16 protein-coding genes are annotated in these 17,084 nt (G+C 68.0%); 3 read left to right on the forward strand and 13 right to left on the reverse strand.

The features are described 5' to 3' along the window. Position 1: 1 nt before the first annotated feature. Complete coding sequence (locus KPL59_RS25130) at positions 2–1,054, forward strand: MupA/Atu3671 family FMN-dependent luciferase-like monooxygenase (RefSeq protein WP_226362220.1); 1,053 nt, start codon at positions 2–4, stop codon at positions 1,052–1,054. An 18-nt stretch (positions 1,055–1,072) separates the two neighbouring features. Here the strand turns inward: KPL59_RS25130 and KPL59_RS25135 are convergent, their stop codons facing one another. Both KPL59_RS25135 and KPL59_RS25140 read right to left on the reverse strand, forming a co-directional pair. After that, a complete protein-coding gene (locus tag KPL59_RS25135; protein WP_226362221.1) occupies positions 1,073–2,326 on the reverse strand; it encodes a cytochrome P450 in 1,254 nt (417 codons plus the stop codon). Between the two features lie 16 nt (positions 2,327–2,342). Further along, complete coding sequence (locus tag KPL59_RS25140; RefSeq protein ID WP_226362222.1) at positions 2,343–3,071, reverse strand: aminotransferase class I/II-fold pyridoxal phosphate-dependent enzyme; 729 nt, start codon at positions 3,069–3,071, stop codon at positions 2,343–2,345. Positions 3,072–3,225: 154 nt separating this feature from the next. Between KPL59_RS25140 and KPL59_RS25145 the strand changes: the two genes are divergently transcribed. Further along, entirely contained in the window at positions 3,226–3,990 is a 765-nt protein-coding gene (locus KPL59_RS25145; RefSeq protein WP_226359944.1) for a transposase, read from the forward strand. Here the strand turns inward: KPL59_RS25145 and KPL59_RS25150 are convergent. Together KPL59_RS25150 and KPL59_RS25155 are read right to left on the reverse strand one after the other, a co-directional pair. Continuing rightward, positions 3,975–4,379, reverse strand: coding sequence for a hypothetical protein (locus KPL59_RS25150; protein ID WP_226362223.1), 405 nt, complete (start codon positions 4,377–4,379; stop codon positions 3,975–3,977). The genes KPL59_RS25145 and KPL59_RS25150 overlap by 16 nt on opposite strands. Before the next feature lie 147 nt (positions 4,380–4,526). Further along, on the reverse strand, positions 4,527–5,291 hold the full coding sequence (locus tag KPL59_RS25155; RefSeq protein WP_226359944.1) for a transposase: 765 nt from the start codon (positions 5,289–5,291) through the stop codon (positions 4,527–4,529). A 130-nt stretch (positions 5,292–5,421) separates the two neighbouring features. Between KPL59_RS25155 and vioC the strand changes: the two genes are divergently transcribed. Continuing rightward, on the forward strand, positions 5,422–6,435 hold the full coding sequence (gene vioC / locus KPL59_RS25160) for an arginine beta-hydroxylase, Fe(II)/alpha-ketoglutarate-dependent (protein WP_226362224.1): 1,014 nt from the start codon (positions 5,422–5,424) through the stop codon (positions 6,433–6,435). 51 nt (positions 6,436–6,486) lie between these two features. Here the strand turns inward: vioC and KPL59_RS25165 are convergent, their stop codons facing one another. The 9 genes from KPL59_RS25165 to KPL59_RS25205 all read right to left on the reverse strand — a co-directional run bounded on the left by KPL59_RS25165 (position 6,487) and on the right by KPL59_RS25205 (position 17,077). Further along, positions 6,487–10,386: a condensation domain-containing protein gene (locus KPL59_RS25165; protein ID WP_226362225.1), complete on the reverse strand. Its 3,900-nt coding sequence runs from the start codon at positions 10,384–10,386 to the stop codon at positions 6,487–6,489. Positions 10,387–10,401: 15 nt separating this feature from the next. Further along, positions 10,402–11,154, reverse strand: a complete 753-nt coding sequence (locus KPL59_RS25170; protein ID WP_226362811.1) for a thioesterase II family protein — start codon at positions 11,152–11,154, stop codon at positions 10,402–10,404. A 94-nt stretch (positions 11,155–11,248) separates the two neighbouring features. Then, the gene (locus KPL59_RS25175) at positions 11,249–12,292 is read right to left on the reverse strand and encodes an alpha/beta fold hydrolase (protein ID WP_226362226.1); all 1,044 of its coding nucleotides are present in this window, start codon (positions 12,290–12,292) and stop codon (positions 11,249–11,251) included. A gap of 140 nt (positions 12,293–12,432) precedes the next feature. Continuing rightward, complete coding sequence (locus tag KPL59_RS25180) at positions 12,433–13,380, reverse strand: chlorinating enzyme (protein WP_226362227.1); 948 nt, start codon at positions 13,378–13,380, stop codon at positions 12,433–12,435. Then, the gene (locus KPL59_RS25185) at positions 13,377–13,658 is read right to left on the reverse strand and encodes an acyl carrier protein (RefSeq protein ID WP_226362228.1); all 282 of its coding nucleotides are present in this window, start codon (positions 13,656–13,658) and stop codon (positions 13,377–13,379) included. The genes KPL59_RS25180 and KPL59_RS25185 overlap by 4 nt, the downstream gene beginning before the upstream one ends. 18 nt (positions 13,659–13,676) lie before the next feature. Next, the gene (locus tag KPL59_RS36025) at positions 13,677–14,306 is read right to left on the reverse strand and encodes an AMP-binding protein (RefSeq protein WP_255677774.1); all 630 of its coding nucleotides are present in this window, start codon (positions 14,304–14,306) and stop codon (positions 13,677–13,679) included. Then, on the reverse strand, positions 14,248–15,243 hold the full coding sequence (locus tag KPL59_RS25195; protein WP_255677775.1) for an AMP-binding protein: 996 nt from the start codon (positions 15,241–15,243) through the stop codon (positions 14,248–14,250). Before KPL59_RS25195 ends, KPL59_RS36025 begins: the two co-directional genes overlap by 59 nt. 63 nt (positions 15,244–15,306) lie before the next feature. Continuing rightward, positions 15,307–15,879, reverse strand: a complete 573-nt coding sequence (locus tag KPL59_RS25200; RefSeq protein ID WP_226362229.1) for a DUF664 domain-containing protein — start codon at positions 15,877–15,879, stop codon at positions 15,307–15,309. A 40-nt stretch (positions 15,880–15,919) separates the two neighbouring features. Next, entirely contained in the window at positions 15,920–17,077 is a 1,158-nt protein-coding gene (locus tag KPL59_RS25205; RefSeq protein ID WP_226362230.1) for an aminotransferase, read from the reverse strand. Between the last annotated feature and the right edge of the window lie 7 nt (positions 17,078–17,084).

The following is a 17,084-nucleotide window of genomic DNA, read 5'->3' on the forward strand; positions in this document are numbered from 1 at the left end:
GATGGACCTCAGCCTGTTCTTCTTCGCCGACAGCGCGCTGAGCGGTGCGGACGGCTATCGGCTCCTGCTCGACTCGGCCCGGTTCGCCGACCGGAACGGACTGGCCGCGGTCTGGACCCCGGAACGGCATTTCCACCCGTTCGGCGGCCTGTACCCGAACCCGGCCGTGACCGGTGCCGCCCTGGCGGCCGTCACGGAGCGCGTGGATGTGCGCGCCGGCAGCGTCGTCGCGCCGCTGCACCATGCTCTGCGCATCGCGGAGGAGTGGTCGGTGGTCGACAACCTCTCCGGCGGCCGGGTGGGGGTCTCCTTCGCCTCGGGGTGGCACGTGGGGGACTTCGTGCTGCGCCCAGACGCGTGGAAGGACCGCCGGGATGCCGTGGTCGACACCGTGGAGACGGTCCGTCGGCTCTGGCGGGGCGAGAGGATGCCATTCCCGGACGGGGCGGGTGAGCTGCGAGACGTGCGGATCTACCCGCCCCCAGTACGCTCCGACCTGCCGGTGTGGCTGACCAGCGCGGGATCCGCGGACACGTTCGCGTCCGCAGGCCGGCTCGGCGCCGGGGTGCTGACCCACCTGCTCGGTCAGGACGCGGAGACACTGGCTGCGAACGTGGCGACCTACCGCGCCGAGCTGGCTCGGACCCACGGACCCGATCAGCCCGGTCACGTGGTCCTGATGCTGCACACATTGCTCGGTACCGACCCGGAACGGGTACGCGCGTTGGCCCGGGAGCCGTTCGCCGACTACCTCCGGAGCTCCGCGGACCTGATTCTCCGCGGAGCGGCGTCCCAGCTGCCGCCCGGGCTCGACCTCAGCAGGCTGCCGGAGCGGGACAAGCAGTTCCTGGTGGGCCGTGCCGTCGATCGGTATCTCAGCACCAGCGGCCTGTTCGGGACCGTCGACGAGGGTCTGGCCGTCGTCGACCGGTTCGCCGCGATCGGGGTGGACGAGATCGCCTGCTTGATCGACTTCGGTGTGCCGAACACCGAGGTGCTGTGCTCGCTGGAGCACCTCGGTGACCTGAGCGGTAGATGCGCCGGCGGCCGCTGAGGCCGCAGCCCCGCCCGGCTAGTCCCGGACCCGCCGAGGGCGGTGGGTCACCTCGCAGGGCAGCGCGGCGAACCCGCGTTGATGGGGGGAGTGCACCCGTCGAGAGTTGGCGGGGTCGACCTCGTAGGCCGAGACCAGCGCGCTGATCTCCTCCAGCGCGATCCTGATCTCGAGTTTGGCCAGGGCCGAGCCGAGGCAGTGGTGCGGTCCGTGACCGAAGCTGATCGCCTTGGAGGTGTTCCGATCGAGGTCGAAGCGTTCCGGATCGTCGAACACACGCGGGTCACGATTGCCGGCCGCCGGAAGGATCGCGACGCGGGCCCCGGCGGGCAGCTCGACGCCGTGCACGACGGTGTCCTCGGTCAGTGCTCGCGCCGTCATCTGGCTGGCAGAGTCGTAGCGCAGCGTCTCGGCGGCCCAGTCGGCGGCACGGCCGTGGAGGCCCTCGCGTTGCACCGAGGGCAACCGCCAGCCGTGGTACCAGGCATTGCCGATCGTCTTGCCGGTCGACTCGTTGCCGGCACTGATCACGAGGAAGAGGAACGCGACGATCTCGGAGTCGGTGTGCCGCCGTCCGTCCACTTCGGCTTCGAGCATCACCGAGGTCAGGTCGTCTCCGGGGCGGCGACGGAGGTCACGGACCAGACCGACGAAGTAGTCCGCCAGCCGCAGTGCGGCCGCCACCGAGTTCGGCCCGCGCTCCTCGGAACCGTCCTCACGCTGGTTGAGCTGGTCGGTGTCGGCCCGGATCAGATCCCAGTCCTGCTCGGGGACCCCGAGCATCTCGCAGACCACGTCGTTCGGCAGCGCCGCGGCATAGTCGGCTGCGAAGTCGAATCGTGCCTGGTCGCGCAGTGGCTCGAGCCGATCCCTGGCCAGTTCGCGGATGCGCTGTTCGAGCTCCGCCACTCGGCGGGGGGTGAAGGCTGCGGCTACCGGGCTGCGGTAGAGCCCGTGCTCGGGAGGGTCCATGGCGAGGAAGAAGCTGGTCTTCACCGCGTGCGGGCCCCACAGCTCGCTCTCCAGCGAGATGCCGTTGACGTTGGAGAACAGCTTCGGACTGCGCAACGCCCACACCACGTCGGCGTGCCGGGACAGGGCCCAGAAGTCGCGCTGTTCGTTGCGGTAGATCGGGGCGTGTTCGCGCATCCAGGCGTAGACCGGGTAGGGGTCGTTGTGTATGCGGTAGTCGAACGGGTCGTAGCCGATCTCGGTCGGGTCGACGGGGCCGTCGTCGACGGTCGACGGGGCGGCAGGGTTCGTCGGAGACATCCTCGGGTCCGCCTCGTCAGACCGGAACGGTCAGGTCGCGATAGGCGCGAGCGAGACCCTCGGCGCCGATGCGTACCAGTTCGGTCGGACGGGCCAGGGACAGTCGGATGAAACGCAGCCCACTTGCCTGGTCGGCCCAGTAGAAGGGCGCGCACGGCAGGACGTGTACGCCGTGCGCGAGCAGGTCCTGATAGAGGCGGCTCGAGTCGGGGCCGCCGTCGGGGAGCTCGACACGAGCCACACTGATCTGCGAGTCCGGGTCGGCGAGGGCCAGTCCGACGGTGGCGATCGTCTCCCGGACAACGGTCCGATTGTGTTCGACGAGGTCACGGGCGCGCTCGTACCCGCCGGTCGCCCAGTCCCCGGCGAGTGCCTCGACCAGCTGCAGCACGACCGGTGACGCGCCGAGCATCGACTCGGAGAAGGCCCGCTGCAGCGGCAGCTCGCACTGCTCGCTCCAGGCCAGCAGTCCGATCTTCAGCTCGTGTACCGGCCACAGTTTGCCGGTGTCCTCGAGGACGATCCAGTCCGCGCCGGCACCGTCGAGCACCGCGTACGTGTCGTACTGTGCGTCCCGTACCTGGCCGCGGAAGCTGGCGTCGATGATGACCGTCTGACCTTGCCGGGCTGCATGCTCGGCCAGCGAGCGCAGGTTCTCCGGCGGGGTGACCAGTCCGGTGGGATTGTTCGGGTGGGTCAGCATGATCGCGCGAACGTCGGCGTCCGGCCACTGGCAGGCCAGCATCGCCGATTCGGACAACGGGGTCAGGGACAGCCCCCGAGGCTTATTCAGGCCCCGTGAAATAACGATCTAGCCCGGCGTGTCGGGTTGGGCGACAGCCCGTCCATCGCGAATATTGGTTTGCCGAATCAATCCGAGATGAACGGGCTGCCGCAGTATGTACTATACCACTGGTTTCCGGCGTGATGAAATTCAGGATCTTGTCGCTATAGTGTATGAGCAGGATCAGCGGGACGCGACGGAGGCACGTTTGTCTTGGCCGCCGGTTCTGGGGTTGTTCTGGTCGGTGGTGATCACGTTGGCGTATCTGCGCGGGAATCGTGTGCAGTGGGAGTTGGCGGAAACCTATGGGGTGTCGCAGTCGACGGTTAGTCGAGCGATCACGGGGGTGACACCGTTGCTGGCACAGGCGCTGCGGAGTGTCGTTCCGACGGCAGAGGAGCTTCGTGCCGATCGGCAGTACATCATCGATGGAACCTTGCTGCCCTGCTGGTCATGGGCCGCGGTGCCGGGTCTGTGGTCGGGCAAGCATCGCACCACCGGCGTCGTCGTCCAGGTCGCAGCCACCCTGGAAGGGCAGCTGTCGTGGATCTCCGACCCGACCCCAGGCTCCCGACACGACCTATATTGCCTCGACCAATCCGGCGCCCTCGACCACCTCGCCACATACCCCCCGATCGGCGATAAAGGATACATCGGGCGCGGCATGCTCACCCCGTTCAAAAAACCACCCGGCCGGGAACTTCTCGACTGGCAAAAAACATTCAACAAGAGCCTCAACCACACACGCGCCACCATCGAACGAGTCATCGCCCATATCAAAACGTGGAAAGTTCTCCACACAGACTACCGGCGGCCCTACGCCACATTTAAAACGACAATCTCGGCAGTCATCGGACTCATCTTCTACACACTTACCTGACGGAGCCTGAATAAGCCTCCCCGGGTGAGGAACAGATCCGCGATGTTGTCGAACGTGGGATGTAGGACGGCGACCGTCGCTCCGGCGGGTAGCGCGCGGGCCACGATGTCCGTCGCCAACGTGGAGGAATAGCAGCTGAGGATGCGACCGGTACCGACCGGCGCAGTGAGCTGGCCGACAGCGCCGAAGAACGCGGTGTGGGCCGCGGTCTCGATCTCGCGGAACGGCCGCCGGGATGCCGCCGCGAACATCTCGGGGATTCTGTCGACAATTTCTCTCTGTTGTCCGAAAAGAGGTAGTCGCGCGTGTCCGCCCGTCAGATTAACGCCTCTTTCCGGGTCGGTGAGCGCGTCCACTTCCATGGCAGTGAGGTTGGTGATATCGCTCATCTCGACCCTTCGGCCACACACGTCGGTCCGGTTGCGCCGACGGTACGGTCGGCTCCCGGTCTGTGCATGTCCCGTCTAACGGGGACCGATCCGCGGCCCGCGCACAAATTAGGATCGCGACGTGCATCGAGCCTTATTCAGGCTCCGTCAGGTAAGTGTGTAGAAGATGAGTCCGATGACTGCCGAGATTGTCGTTTTAAATGTGGCGTAGGGCCGCCGGTAGTCTGTGTGGAGAACTTTCCACGTTTTGATATGGGCGATGACTCGTTCGATGGTGGCGCGTGTGTGGTTGAGGCTCTTGTTGAATGTTTTTTGCCAGTCGAGAAGTTCCCGGCCGGGTGGTTTTTTGAACGGGGTGAGCATGCCGCGCCCGATGTATCCTTTATCGCCGATCGGGGGGTATGTGGCGAGGTGGTCGAGGGCGCCGGATTGGTCGAGGCAATATAGGTCGTGTCGGGAGCCTGGGGTCGGGTCGGAGATCCACGACAGCTGCCCTTCCAGGGTGGCTGCGACCTGGACGACGACGCCGGTGGTGCGATGCTTGCCCGACCACAGACCCGGCACCGCGGCCCATGACCAGCAGGGCAGCAAGGTTCCATCGATGATGTACTGCCGATCGGCACGAAGCTCCTCTGCCGTCGGAACGACACTCCGCAGCGCCTGTGCCAGCAACGGTGTCACCCCCGTGATCGCTCGACTAACCGTCGACTGCGACACCCCATAGGTTTCCGCCAACTCCCACTGCACACGATTCCCGCGCAGATACGCCAACGTGATCACCACCGACCAGAACAACCCCAGAACCGGCGGCCAAGACAAACGTGCCTCCGTCGCGTCCCGCTGATCCTGCTCATACACTATAGCGACAAGATCCTGAATTTCATCACGCCGGAAACCAGTGGTATAGTACATACTGCGGCAGCCCGTTCATCTCGGATTGATTCGGCAAACCAATATTCGCGATGGACGGGCTGTCGCCCAACCCGACACGCCGGGCTAGATCGTTATTTCACGGGGCCTGAATAAGCCTCATCGTTTCGAATTGTCGGCTCGGGAGAATCGGATGATGGAGCCGCTCCTGAATCGGCTCGCGGCGGAGTACGGCGTCATCGAACACCCCGACCTCGTCCGGCGCGCACCGGCGCTGGCGCGGTCGTTGCCGGAGGGTCTGTTGGAGTTCCTGGTGCACTACCGCACCGCCGAGCCGTCGGCGGTCTGTCTGATCTCCGGTCTCGACGTCGACGGTGAGCGGCTCGGACCGACGCCGGAGCACTGGCGTGGCAGCCAGTACGACTCTCCCGCGTTGCCGCAGGAGGTCTTCTTCCTGCTCTGCGCTTCCGTTCTCGGCGACGTCTTCGGATGGGCCACCCAGCAGGACGGGCGGCTCATGCACGACGTGCTGCCGATCAAGGGGCACGAGAACTACGAGATCGGCTCGAACAGCCTGCAGCACCTGTCGTGGCACACCGAGGACGCGTTCCACCCGTGTCGGGGCGACTACGTGGCGTTGATGTGTCTGAAGAATCCTGATTCGGTCGAGACCCTGGTCTGCGACGCGGGCGACCTGGACTGGTCCGCGCTGGACGTCGACGCGCTCTTCGAGTCGCTTTTCACACAGATGCCCGACAACTCCCACCTGCCGGATAACGCCGATCTCTCGACCGGTGACCCAGTGACCGACCGGCTGCGGTCGCGCAGTTTCGAGTTGATCCGCTCCTGGAACGAGGAACCGCTTCCCCGTCCCGTGCTCTTCGGCGACCGCGCTGCGCCGTACATGGCCCTCGACCCTTACCACATGCAGACTTCCGGGTGGCCGGCCCGCGCGACGGGCGCATTCCTTGGTCTGTGCGAGGAGATCGAGCGTCGCATGCACGGGATCGGTCTCGCGCCGGGCGACTGTGTGTTCCTGGACAACTTCCGTGCGGTCCACGGGCGTAAGTCGTTCCGACCCCGCTACGACGGGTCCGACCGGTGGCTCAAGCGGTTGAACATCACTCGGAACCTACGGGGCTCCCGTGCGTGGCGGCGGACGCCGGACGATCGCATCATCTACTGACCCACGTGCACGGCGGTCCCGGCCGGTGTCGACCGGCCGGGACCCTCTGCGTCAGGCGAGCCACTCTCGTACCGCGGCCGCCACCGCCGTGATGTGCGGGTGGTCCAGCATCGAGTAGTGCGTCCCCGGCACCTGGCGGTGCACCAGCTCGCCGACGGCGCCGTCCCACGCGGACAGCCGCGGTGAACGGTCGGCGCCGGCGCTGAGCAAGAGCAGCCGGGTCCGTCCGGCACGCGGTCGGTGTGCGCGCAGGGCTTCCAGGTTCGCGGCGAACACCGTCATCCGTAGCGCGACCTCGTCGCGGAGACCGTCCGGGACGAGACCGGCCGCGGCGAGGGCGTCTAATACCCGGCGCTGGACGGTTCTCCTGTCCAGCCCACGCAGGCTGTCCAGATCGATGTGCGGCGCGGGCGCGCCGGCAAGGCCGGCCAGATCGTGCACGAAGTCGGCGAGCGCGGCCGGTCCCTCGGGGATCCGCGCATCGGCACCGAATCTGCTGTCCAGCGCGACGACCTTCTCCACCTCGACCCCGGCCTCGTGGAGGAGGCCGGCCATCTCGACGGCGACGACGCCACCGAACGACCAACCACCCAGGCAGCAGACACCGTCGGGGACGGCCCGGCGGATCGCCGCCGCGTATCGAGCGGCTCGCTCGTCCAGGCCGTCGTGCCGCGGACCTCCGGACATGCCGGGATCCTCGATCGCTCGCACCGGTCGATCCTCGTCGAGCAGCGAGACCAGCCGTACGTACGGCAGAATCGACCCCCCGGCCGCGTGCACGAGGATCAGTGGTGGCCTCTCCCCGCCCGCCTTCAGCGTCACGATCGGGACATGGTCGGCGTCCGGGCCTGCGGCCGCGGGGCGGACGTGCGGCATCTCGGCGCGGTCGGGGCCGGTGTCGAAGGGCAGCGCGGTGGCGATCGTCGAGGGGGCGGCGGTCCCGACGCGCAACGCATGGGTGAAGTCGTCGAGCAGTCGTTCGATCCGCCACCGGTCGAACAGGTCGGTCGAGTACTCCGCCGAGACCCCGAGCCCGTCCGGCGCGTCCGCGACGTCGATCGCGAGGTCGAAGCGCGCCGATCGGTTGGCCGCCGCAAGTGGTTCCGCGACGACGTCGCCCAGTGCGAGATCGGCCCGGAGATCGGCTGGTTGGAGGGTGAGGCTGATCTGGAAGAGGGGGTTGCGTCCGGGGATGCGGTGGGGTTGGAGGTCGTCGACGAGGAGGGAGAAGGGGAGGTCTTGGCGTTCGGTGGCGGCGAGGACGGTGTGGTGGCATTGGTGGGTGAGTTGGGTGAAGGTGGGGTTGTCGTTGAGGTGGGTGCGGAGTACGAGGGTGTTGGCGAGGTAGCCGACGAGGGGTTCGGTTTCGGGGCGGGTGCGTCCGGAGAAGATGGAGCCGATGGTGAGGTCGGTTTGTCCGGTGTAGTGGTGTAGGACGGTGAGTAGGCCGGCCTGCAGCACCGCCAGGAACGAGACCCCGTTCTCCCGGGAGTACCTGTTCGCCGCCGTCGCTGTGGCTTCTGGGAGTCGTCGACGGGTCGCGCCTCCGGAGCCGGTCGGCTGGGCCGGTCGGGGTCGGTCGGTCGGCATGTCGACGGTGGTCAGGCCGGCGAGGTGCTCCCGCCAGTAGCCGAGCTGGCGCTCCAGCTCCGGGCCGTGGAGATGGGCCGCCTGCTCGACGGCGAGATCGACGGCCTGGAGCGTCAGTGGTGGCAGCCTCTCGGCGGACCCGGTGTAGATGAGGGACAACTCGCGAGCCAGGACCAGCGCGGACCAGCCGTCGGCCACGATGTGGTGCACCACCAGGACCAGCACGTGTTCGTCGGCCGCGACCTCGGCCAAGGAGGCTCGGAACACCGGACCGTTCTCCAGGTCGAACGGCAGCCTTGCTTGCTCCGCGGCCCAGGCGTCGACGTCGGTTGCGGCGATCTCGACGACCGGCACCGCGACCTCTTCCGGCGGCGCGTCGATCCGCTGACGGACGGCACCCCCGAGGTCGGTGAATCGGGTGCGCAGGGGCTCGTGACGGACGACGAGCGCGAGCACGGCCCGCCGGAGCGCCGCGACGTCCAACGCTCCGTGCAGTCGCATCCCGAACGGGACGTTGTACACGGGGGAGAGCGGGTCGAGCCGGTACATGAACCACAGGCCCTCCTGTTGCCGTGAACACGGCAGGAGCCCCTCGCGGGAGACCGACGTACGGCCCGTTCGGTCCTCCCTCGCCGCTCGCTTGGCGGCTCGCTTTGCCTCCAGCGCACGCTCGAGATCGGCGATCTCGTCGTCCAGGCCGTCGCTTCCGACCGCTCCGTCGGGCCCGTCGGCGAGGTCCAGCGCCGCGGCGAGCTCGCGTACGGTCGGATGCGCGGCAAGCAGTGCGACTCCGGCTCCGTCGAGCCGACCGACGGCCCGTACCGCGTCGAACGAGTCGCCACCCAGCTCGAAGAAGCTCGTGACGGCGTCCACCGGTACGCCGAGGACCTCCTCGAACGCCGCGGCCACGGCGATCTCGCGTGGAGTCGACGGCGCGGCCGGTCCGGCCGGACGCGTCCGCGCGGCCGGCTCCGCCATCGCCGCACGGGCGTTCGGCGGGCCCGCCGCGGTGACCACAGCGGCGACGTCATCCGAGGTCACTGCTGCTTCCAAGGTGCGGAACAGGCGGTCGAGCAGCTCGTCGGCGAATCCTGTGGCGAACCGTGCCTCGTGGATCAGGAGCTGAATCTCCGACACCGGGGACGGCGCCACCGTCAACGTGAGCGGAAGGTCGATCTTGTCGTACAGCGTCTCGACCCTGAGCGAGACCGCCTGATCGATACCGGAGTCAGCGTCGTCCGAACCCGTGTCCCCCGGGTCGCCGACCCCGTGTGCGTCCACGGCCAGGGAGTAGTTCTCCATCACCAGCAGGCTGTCGAACAGTTGTCGGCCCGGTAGGCCGGCACACCTCTTGATCTCCGAGAGTGGGGTGAACTCGTAGCGGCGCATCGCTGCGTAGTGGTTCTGCAGCGAGCGCAGCCAGGTTCCGAGGTCCCCGTCGCGGGGCACCGTGACCCGCAGGGGCAGCGTGTTCGCCAGCAGCCCGACCATCCGGTCCACACCGGGGAGGTCGGCGGGACGACCGGACGTCGCCGAGCCGAAGACGATCTCAGGTCCGCCGGTGAGCTGCTGCAGCACGACAGCCCATACCGCCTGCAGGAGCGTGCTCGGTGTGACCCTGTGCCCGGCCGCGGCGTCGCGAAGCCTGCTGGAGGTCGCGGCCGGAATCGGCACGATGCGCCGTTGCACGGTGCCGGTTCCTGTGGTGCCGCCCTTCGCCTCGTCCGGCGCGACTCTCGTGGGGGAGACGCCGGCGAGCGTCTCCGTCCAGAATGTGCGTGCCTCCGTGTCGTCCTGGCGCTGCAGCCATCCGATGTACTCGCGGTACGCCGGAACCGGTCTCGGCTCGGGGACTCCTCCGGCAATCGAGCGGTACCAGGCCATCACCTCGTCCAGCACCAGGGGGATCGACCAGCCGTCGAGCAGCACATGGTGGTAGGTCCACAGAATCCGGTGCCTGTGCTCGCCGAGTCGGATCACCGCCAGTCGCTGCAGGGGTGGGTTCTCGGGGTCGATGCCGGTGGCCCGGTCTTCGGTCTGCAACCGGCCCAGGAGCTCGTGCTGATCGCGCTCGTCCTTGCCGGACCAGTCGAGATGGCGTACCGGCAGGTGCACCTCGCGGTGCACGACCTGCAGCGGCTTGTCCAGATCGCGCCAGTGGAACGATGTCCGGAGGACGGGATGAGCTGCGGTCGTCGCCTCCCAGCTGCGCACCAGCACAGCGGTGTCCAGCGGGCCGTCGACGGCATAGGTGTGCTGGCTGAGGTACATGTCCGTGGAGCCGTCATGGGTGCTGTGCAGCAGGATGCCCCGCTGCAGGGGGGACAGCTCGTAGACGTCGTCGATGGTGGCGCTGCGCATGGCGGCCCTTTCGCGTCAGGTGAGATCCGCGGCGAGCGTGCGGACGACTCGGCCCTCCGCCTCACCGCTGAGGAAGTGGCCGCCGGGCACGAGGTCCAGCTGGAAGCTCGCGGTCGTCTCGACATCCCAGCGAGCCACCCGCTCCGGTGTGGCTACGGGATCGTCGACGCCGGCGAAGGCCCGGATCGGTACGTGCAGAGGAGCGCCCGGCCGTGGCGGGTGGGTGCTCAGCACCATGAGGTCGCACCGGAGCGTCGGGATCAGTGCGCGGAGCAGTCCCGGCTGGTCGAGCACCGCAGCCGGGGTACCGCCCATCTCACGCATGTAGCCTTCCAAGCCGTCGGCTCGGTTCTCCCACGGCCAGCGTCCGTCGTCGGTGATCGGGCCGGCGTCACAGGCCGGGTAGAGTCCGCGCGGTTCCGGGAGTCCTCGCTCACGCAGCTCGTGGGCGAGTGACCATGCCACGCGGGCCCCCATGCTGATCCCGAACAGCGCGAAGGGCCGGTCGAACAGCGGTTCCATGGCGTCGATCAGGTCGTCGACCAACGGTGTGATGTGTGCGTGCGCCGGCTCGCCGAACCGGTCCGCCCGGCCGGGAAGCTGCACGCCGAGCAGATCCACAGAGGCGGGGACGCGATCGGCCCATCCTCGGAACATCGCCGCTGTGCCGCCGGCATGGTGGAAGCACAACAGGCTGATCCGGGCGTCGTCGGTGGGCCGATACCGCTTGAACCAGCGACGGTCGACGTACCGCGCGTAGTCGTGCATCGCCACCTCGTCCGTGATGGTTCCTCCAGGACCGACTCGACGCTAACCAGCGCCGTCCGGGCGGTGCTGTCACCGGAATCGATGACGCCTTCGGTCACCCGGCCATGAAGTCGGTGGCGACTCCAACGAGATCGTCGTGCGCCTGGAACAACGTCGCGTGATCGCCGTGTCGACGGATCAGCAGGCGAGCACGGGGCAGCTCCGTCGCGATCCGGCGAGAACCGTCCGAGTGCGCCGTGTGGTCGTCCTCGCTGGTGACCACCAGGGTTCGTTGAGACACTCGGGGGAGGTACGCCAGTGCATCGGTTCTCGCCAGACGTCCGTTGAGCCGGCAGTAGCGGTAGAACAGCTCCGGATTCGCGAACGGATAGAGCGCGAAGTGGGCGATGCTCGGCGGGATTCCGGTCAGGGCGAGCCGACCGAATGCCGACTGGACCGAGCGCGCCGCCGGACGTCCCAGCGCGGCGATCTCCATGAGCTCCATGAGGTCGTGCTGGTGACGTGTGCGTGGGCCACCTCCGGCGAATGTGTATGCACCGTGCCAGAGGCTCAGCGACGCGACCCGATCCGGTCCGGCTGCAGCTGCGGCAAGGGCGATCACCGCCCCGCCGCAGAGACCGACGACGTCCGCTCGTTCCAGGCCGAAGGCGTCCATCACGGCGAACAGGTCGTCCGCCTGGCTCTCGGTGTCGACGGCACCGGCCTCGGCGAGGGGGCCGAACAACCCCCGACTCTCCCACGAGACCACGCGGCGGCCGGCCGCGAGCCTGCGCATCCAGGACTCGGTCAGGGCTGCCGGCATGCCGCAGGCAGGCACCAACACGGTGGCCGTCGAGCTGGTGTTCGGCGAGCGGTCCTCACCCGGTCCGTCGCGCGGTCCGGAGTCGTAGGCCTGCACGAGCACCCCGTCCGCTCCCGGCACCAGCTGCTTGTGGAACACCGTGTCGAACCCGTCTGCGACGGCCGCGACGGCGGTCGCGTCGAGGTCCGGCCAGGACACGACGTCCTCAGGTACCGCGCCGAGAGCGAGGTGGTCGCTCACCACCCGCTCGAACACGCCGAGCTCGTCCGGGTCGCCGCTCGTCGCGACCAGTCTTCCGGCCATGTCGGCATGCGCCGCGACGCGGTCGAGCAGCAACGCCAGCCCGTCGTGTCGATCGCCGGGCACTGCCACCCGGACCGGTCCGTGCAGAGCGTCGACCAGCGGGCTCACGGACAGCATCGACGCGACGAGTCGGGCGATCGACGTGGCCGCAAGAGCCGTCCCGGCTGCCGTGCTCACCGGACCCGGAATGTGTGACCCCGGGTCGTCGTCGTCACGCGGCGGTTGTGGTTGTAGTTGTCGACGCCGGCGACGAGAACCGTGCCGTAGTCCCGCAAGCTCACCCGGCCGCCGTACTCGTCGACGTCCTGGGTGTCCGGGTAGACCTCCACGCAGGTCGGTACGTACCGGCCGGCGAACCCGAGGCGCATCTGCTGGTCCGGCGCACTGTGCGGTTTGGACGCGTGCATCATCGTGGACCAGAACATCACGGCTTCGCCGGGACGCATCACCATGGAGACGGCCTGCTCCTCCGGTGGCCGCCAGTTCGGGTCCTTCTGCAGCTCTCGATAATCGTAACCGTAGAAGCCGCGGGTCTGTCCGTCCTTGGCCTGTTTGTTGATCTTCTCCGGCTGGTAGTGCATGTTCTTGGTCTCGTCGTAGTGCATCGTGCGCTGGGAACCGGGGATGAACTGCAGGCAGCCGGTCTCCTCGGTGGCCGGTGTGAACGCCGTCCACACCGTGATGGTGCCTCCGAACTCCTTCTGTTCGGCGGGCCACACGATCTGCGGCTTGCCCGAGGCGAACGCGAACGTGTCGGCCTGGTGCCAGTCGGTGCCCTCGTCGCCCGGGTACTTCGGGAAGAACTCGGACCGCCAGCACAGCACGTCCGGGCCGAGAACTGCTGAGACGCGATCGACGATCTCCGGTCGGCAGATGTGGTCGGCGAGGAAGGTCGAGTCCAGGTGTCGGTCGTAGTTGGCGATGTTGGTGTTCCCGGCCTGTGCCTCGTCCTCGTCGTAGACGGCGCCGCTGCGGTCCATGAGCTGCAGTCGCTCCCGGCGCCACAGGCGCTTCATCTCCTCCTCGGAGTAGACCGTGAACGGACCGAGGTATCCCCGTTCGTGGAACAGGGCCACCTCCTCCGGCGTCGGGGTGAAGCTCTGCGGAAGTGTGTTCGTCATCGTCTGTCCTCTGCGGTGGCGGATGTCTCGGCGCTCAGGTGCGCCGCGACCAGGTCGGACAGCGTCGCGACACTGGCCTCGTAGAGCTGGGTCACGTCGAGCGCGATGCCGTACGTCTCATTGGTCCGCGCGATGATGCGCAGGAAGGTGAGCGACGTGATGCCCTGGTCGAACAGGTCGACGTCGGGGTCGACGGCGCGGTCCATCTCGTCTTGGACGAGTTCGGCGACCGTCTTCCTGACGTCCCGCATCGGACTTGTGTTCGAGGTCGCCGTCATGTCCGGTCTGCCCTGCGGTCAGCGTGCCAATGCATCACGATCCACCTTTCCGTTCACCGTCAACGGAACCTCCGTGACGATCGTGTAGAGCGACGGGCGAAGATGTCGCGGTAGCTGTTCCCGAACATGGCGTTCGGCGACCGCTGTCAGGTCCGGTCCTGAGCCCGGCCCCGGAACGAGGCACGCGACGAGCCGGACGTCACCGTCGCCGCGGTCGCGTGGCACCACGACCGCCCGGGCGAGACCGGGTACCTCGGCCAAGCAGTGCTCGATCTCGCCGGGCTCGATGCGAAAGCCCCGAACCTTGAGCTGACCGTCCAGCCGACCCAGGTGGACCAGCTCGCCGTCCGGTCGGCGCAGCGCCTCATCACCTGTCCGGTAGAGCCGGTGCTCGCCCAGGTCCGGGCGGGAGACGAAGGGGCCGGCCGTGAGCTCAGGCCGATTCAGGTAACCGCGGGCCACCCCGGCCCCGGCGACGTACATCTCTCCCGGCTGGCCGTCGGCTACCGGGTCGCCGTCCGGTCCGAGCAGGAGTATCCGCAGGTCCGGGAGGGGGATCCCGATGGGGCTGACGGCAGGGTCGTCCAGATCAGCGACGGTCATCGGTCGGTATGTGCAATGGACGGTCGCTTCGGTGAGCCCGTACATGTTGACGAGCTCGGGGCGCCCCCCCGGTACGCGCTCGCAGCCACGACTCGAGAAGGGACGGGCTCAGTCGTTCTCCACCGAACACGACGAGCCGCAGGTTCGGACCCAGTCCTTCCGGTGAAGGGCAGACGGCAGCCAGCTGCCGGAACGCCGACGGTGTCTGGTTCAGCACGGTCACCTGCATCGAACGCAGCAGCGTGACCAGGGTCTCGGGGGAGCGGGTGCTGATCTCCGGGAGCAGGACGAGTCGACCACCGTGCAGCAGCGCCCCCCAGATCTCCCACACCGAGAAGTCGAAGCTGATCGAGTGGAACAGGGCCCAGACGTCGTCGTGGTCGAAGCCGAACCACGCTCGGGTCCGGTCGAACAGGCGCACCACGTTGCGGTGCTCGACGGCGACACCTTTCGGAGCTCCGGTGGAACCGGAGGTGTAGATGACGTAGGCGAGGTCGGTCGCCGCGGCTGCAGGTTCGGAGAACTCCTGCTCCGGTACGTCGACGAGATCGTCGGCAAGCACCACGGTGCGTCCGGCGACGAGGTCAGCCGTCTGCCGGGTGGCGACGACGACCGGCGCCGCGCTGTCGGCGAGCAGGTGCCGGATCCTGGCGCTCGGGTACGCCGGGTCGACCGGAACGTAGGCGGCACCTGCTTTCAGGATGCCCAGCATCCCGACGATCGCCGCGGGAGCCCGGTCGACACACAGCGCCACGAGTGTGCCGGGTCCGACCCCATGGACGCGGAGGACACGTTCGAGTCGGTCGCTGCGCTCGTCGAGCTCGCCGTAGGTCATCGAGCGCGCGTCGGTTGTCAGCGCCACGCGCCACGGCGCCTCCTCGGCCCGCCGCCGGAAGATCGTGTGCAGGCAGTCCGCGCCGAGGGCGATCTCTGTCTGGTCCGCCCTGCTGGAGGTGATCGCCGGGTCCGGCTGCTGCCGCATGGTCACTGACCGTAGGAGCGGCGGTGGGCTCCGTGGAGTCACCGGAACCGGCGACCACCCCGGTCATCTCAGGGACGACGGCGGTACCCAATCGGGAGGCGGGTCCTCGCCCACTCGCCCGTCGACGGCTTCGCGCAACAGATCGACGTGCCCAGTGTGTCGTCCGTACTCCTCGACCAGATCGAACACGATGCGACGCAGGTTGGCGTGTCGGCCGTCCGGCCACGCGAGGTGCACCGGCTGATCGAGTCCACCCGAGGACAGCGCGTTCGCCAGTCGCGTACGGGACGCACCGATTGCGCTGTCCCACAGTGCGTACAGCTCGTCAGGAGAGTCCTGCAGGGCCGACTCGAAGTCCCAATCCGGTACTGCTCGCCAGTCGATGTCGTCCCAGGGACGTCCCAATGGTTCGCCACTCAGCTTGGCGGTGAAGCACTGGGTGTCCGCGCGCGCGACGTGCTTGATGAGGCCGGCGAGGGTGAGCGACGATGTGCCGATCCGGGTGCGGAGCGCGGCGGTGTCCAGACCGTCGACCTTCCAGCGGAACGTGGTGCGCAGACGGTCGAGAGTACCGGTGAGATGCTCGGCTTCGGTCCCGGCGAGTGGTGGCTCCCAGGACGGTGCGTTGATCGTCACCGTGCCGACCTTACCGAGCGGCCGAGGCGGCGGTCCGCCTTCATCCGGCGGCCGGCGCGAGACGCGCGGCGAGTTCGGTCAGCTCGTCCGGGTCGGCATTGCCGACGCTCACCCGCAGCATCGCTCGGTCCTCCGGGAGGAACGCAGTCCCGGGCACGACCAGTATGTCCAGACGGAGTATCAGGTCCCGGACGACCTCCGCGGTCGAACGGCCCGTGAAGGGGTGGCGTACCCATCCGAAGAACGCGCCGAGCGACACGATCTGGAATCCCCCGGGCCGGTCGGCGAGGACTGCTGCGAAGAGCCGACGTTGCGTGGCGATCTCGGCCGCGCGTTCACGGCGCCAGGCGCCGGCCTCCCGGAGGCCGGTGAGTGCTGCGAGCTGGCCGATCCGCGGGGCACAGACGGCCACACAGTCGATCAGTTCCGTGAGTTCGTGGATGAGGTCTGTGGAGCCCACGACCGCTCCGACGCGATAGCCCGGGATCGCCAGGTCCTTCGAGAAGCTGTGGAGGCTGATGACCGTGCGCAGGCGGTCCGGTCCGGAGAATAGGTCGTGGGGCGGCGCGGTGGTCTCGCGGAAGGAACGGTAGGTCTCGTCCAGAACCAGTGCGATGCCGTGACGATCAGCCAAGTCGGCGAACGCAGCGAGCCGGTCCGGAGGCACGGTGACCCCGGTCGGGTTCCCGGGTGTCACCAGGACGATCGCACGTGTCCTGGACGTGATGAGGTGCTCCGTCGCGTGCACGCTGGGAATGAGGTCTGAACCGGGTTCGAGGAACACCGGGCGGATCCCGGCCATGGTCAGCCACATGACGTGGTTGAAGTAGTACGGCAAGACCATGATCACCTCGTCGCCGGGGGCGGCGAGTGCGGACATCACCAGGCAGAAGGCCTGGTTGCAACCCGCGGTGACGACGATGTTCGCACCGTCGATCCGACCTCGGTAGTCTGCGGAGAGTTCGGCTGCGAATGCCTCGCGCAGATCCGGGAGTCCCGCGATCTCGGTGTACGTTCCGCCCGCCGGGTCGAACGCGGCCGTGGCGACCTGTTCGCACACCACCGGCGCAGCCGGGTATCGCGGTGCGGCCTGCGACAGATCGAGAAGTGGACGCTCGCCCGCTCGGCCGACGATCAAGTCGTGTGCCGCTCCTATCGGTGAGACCGTCGCACGGACGACGTTCCTGTTCAGGTGCATGTGGGCC

This window comes from Pseudonocardia sp. ICBG1142 (genome assembly GCF_020496255.1).
Classification (GTDB): Bacteria; Actinomycetota; Actinomycetes; order Mycobacteriales; family Pseudonocardiaceae; genus Pseudonocardia.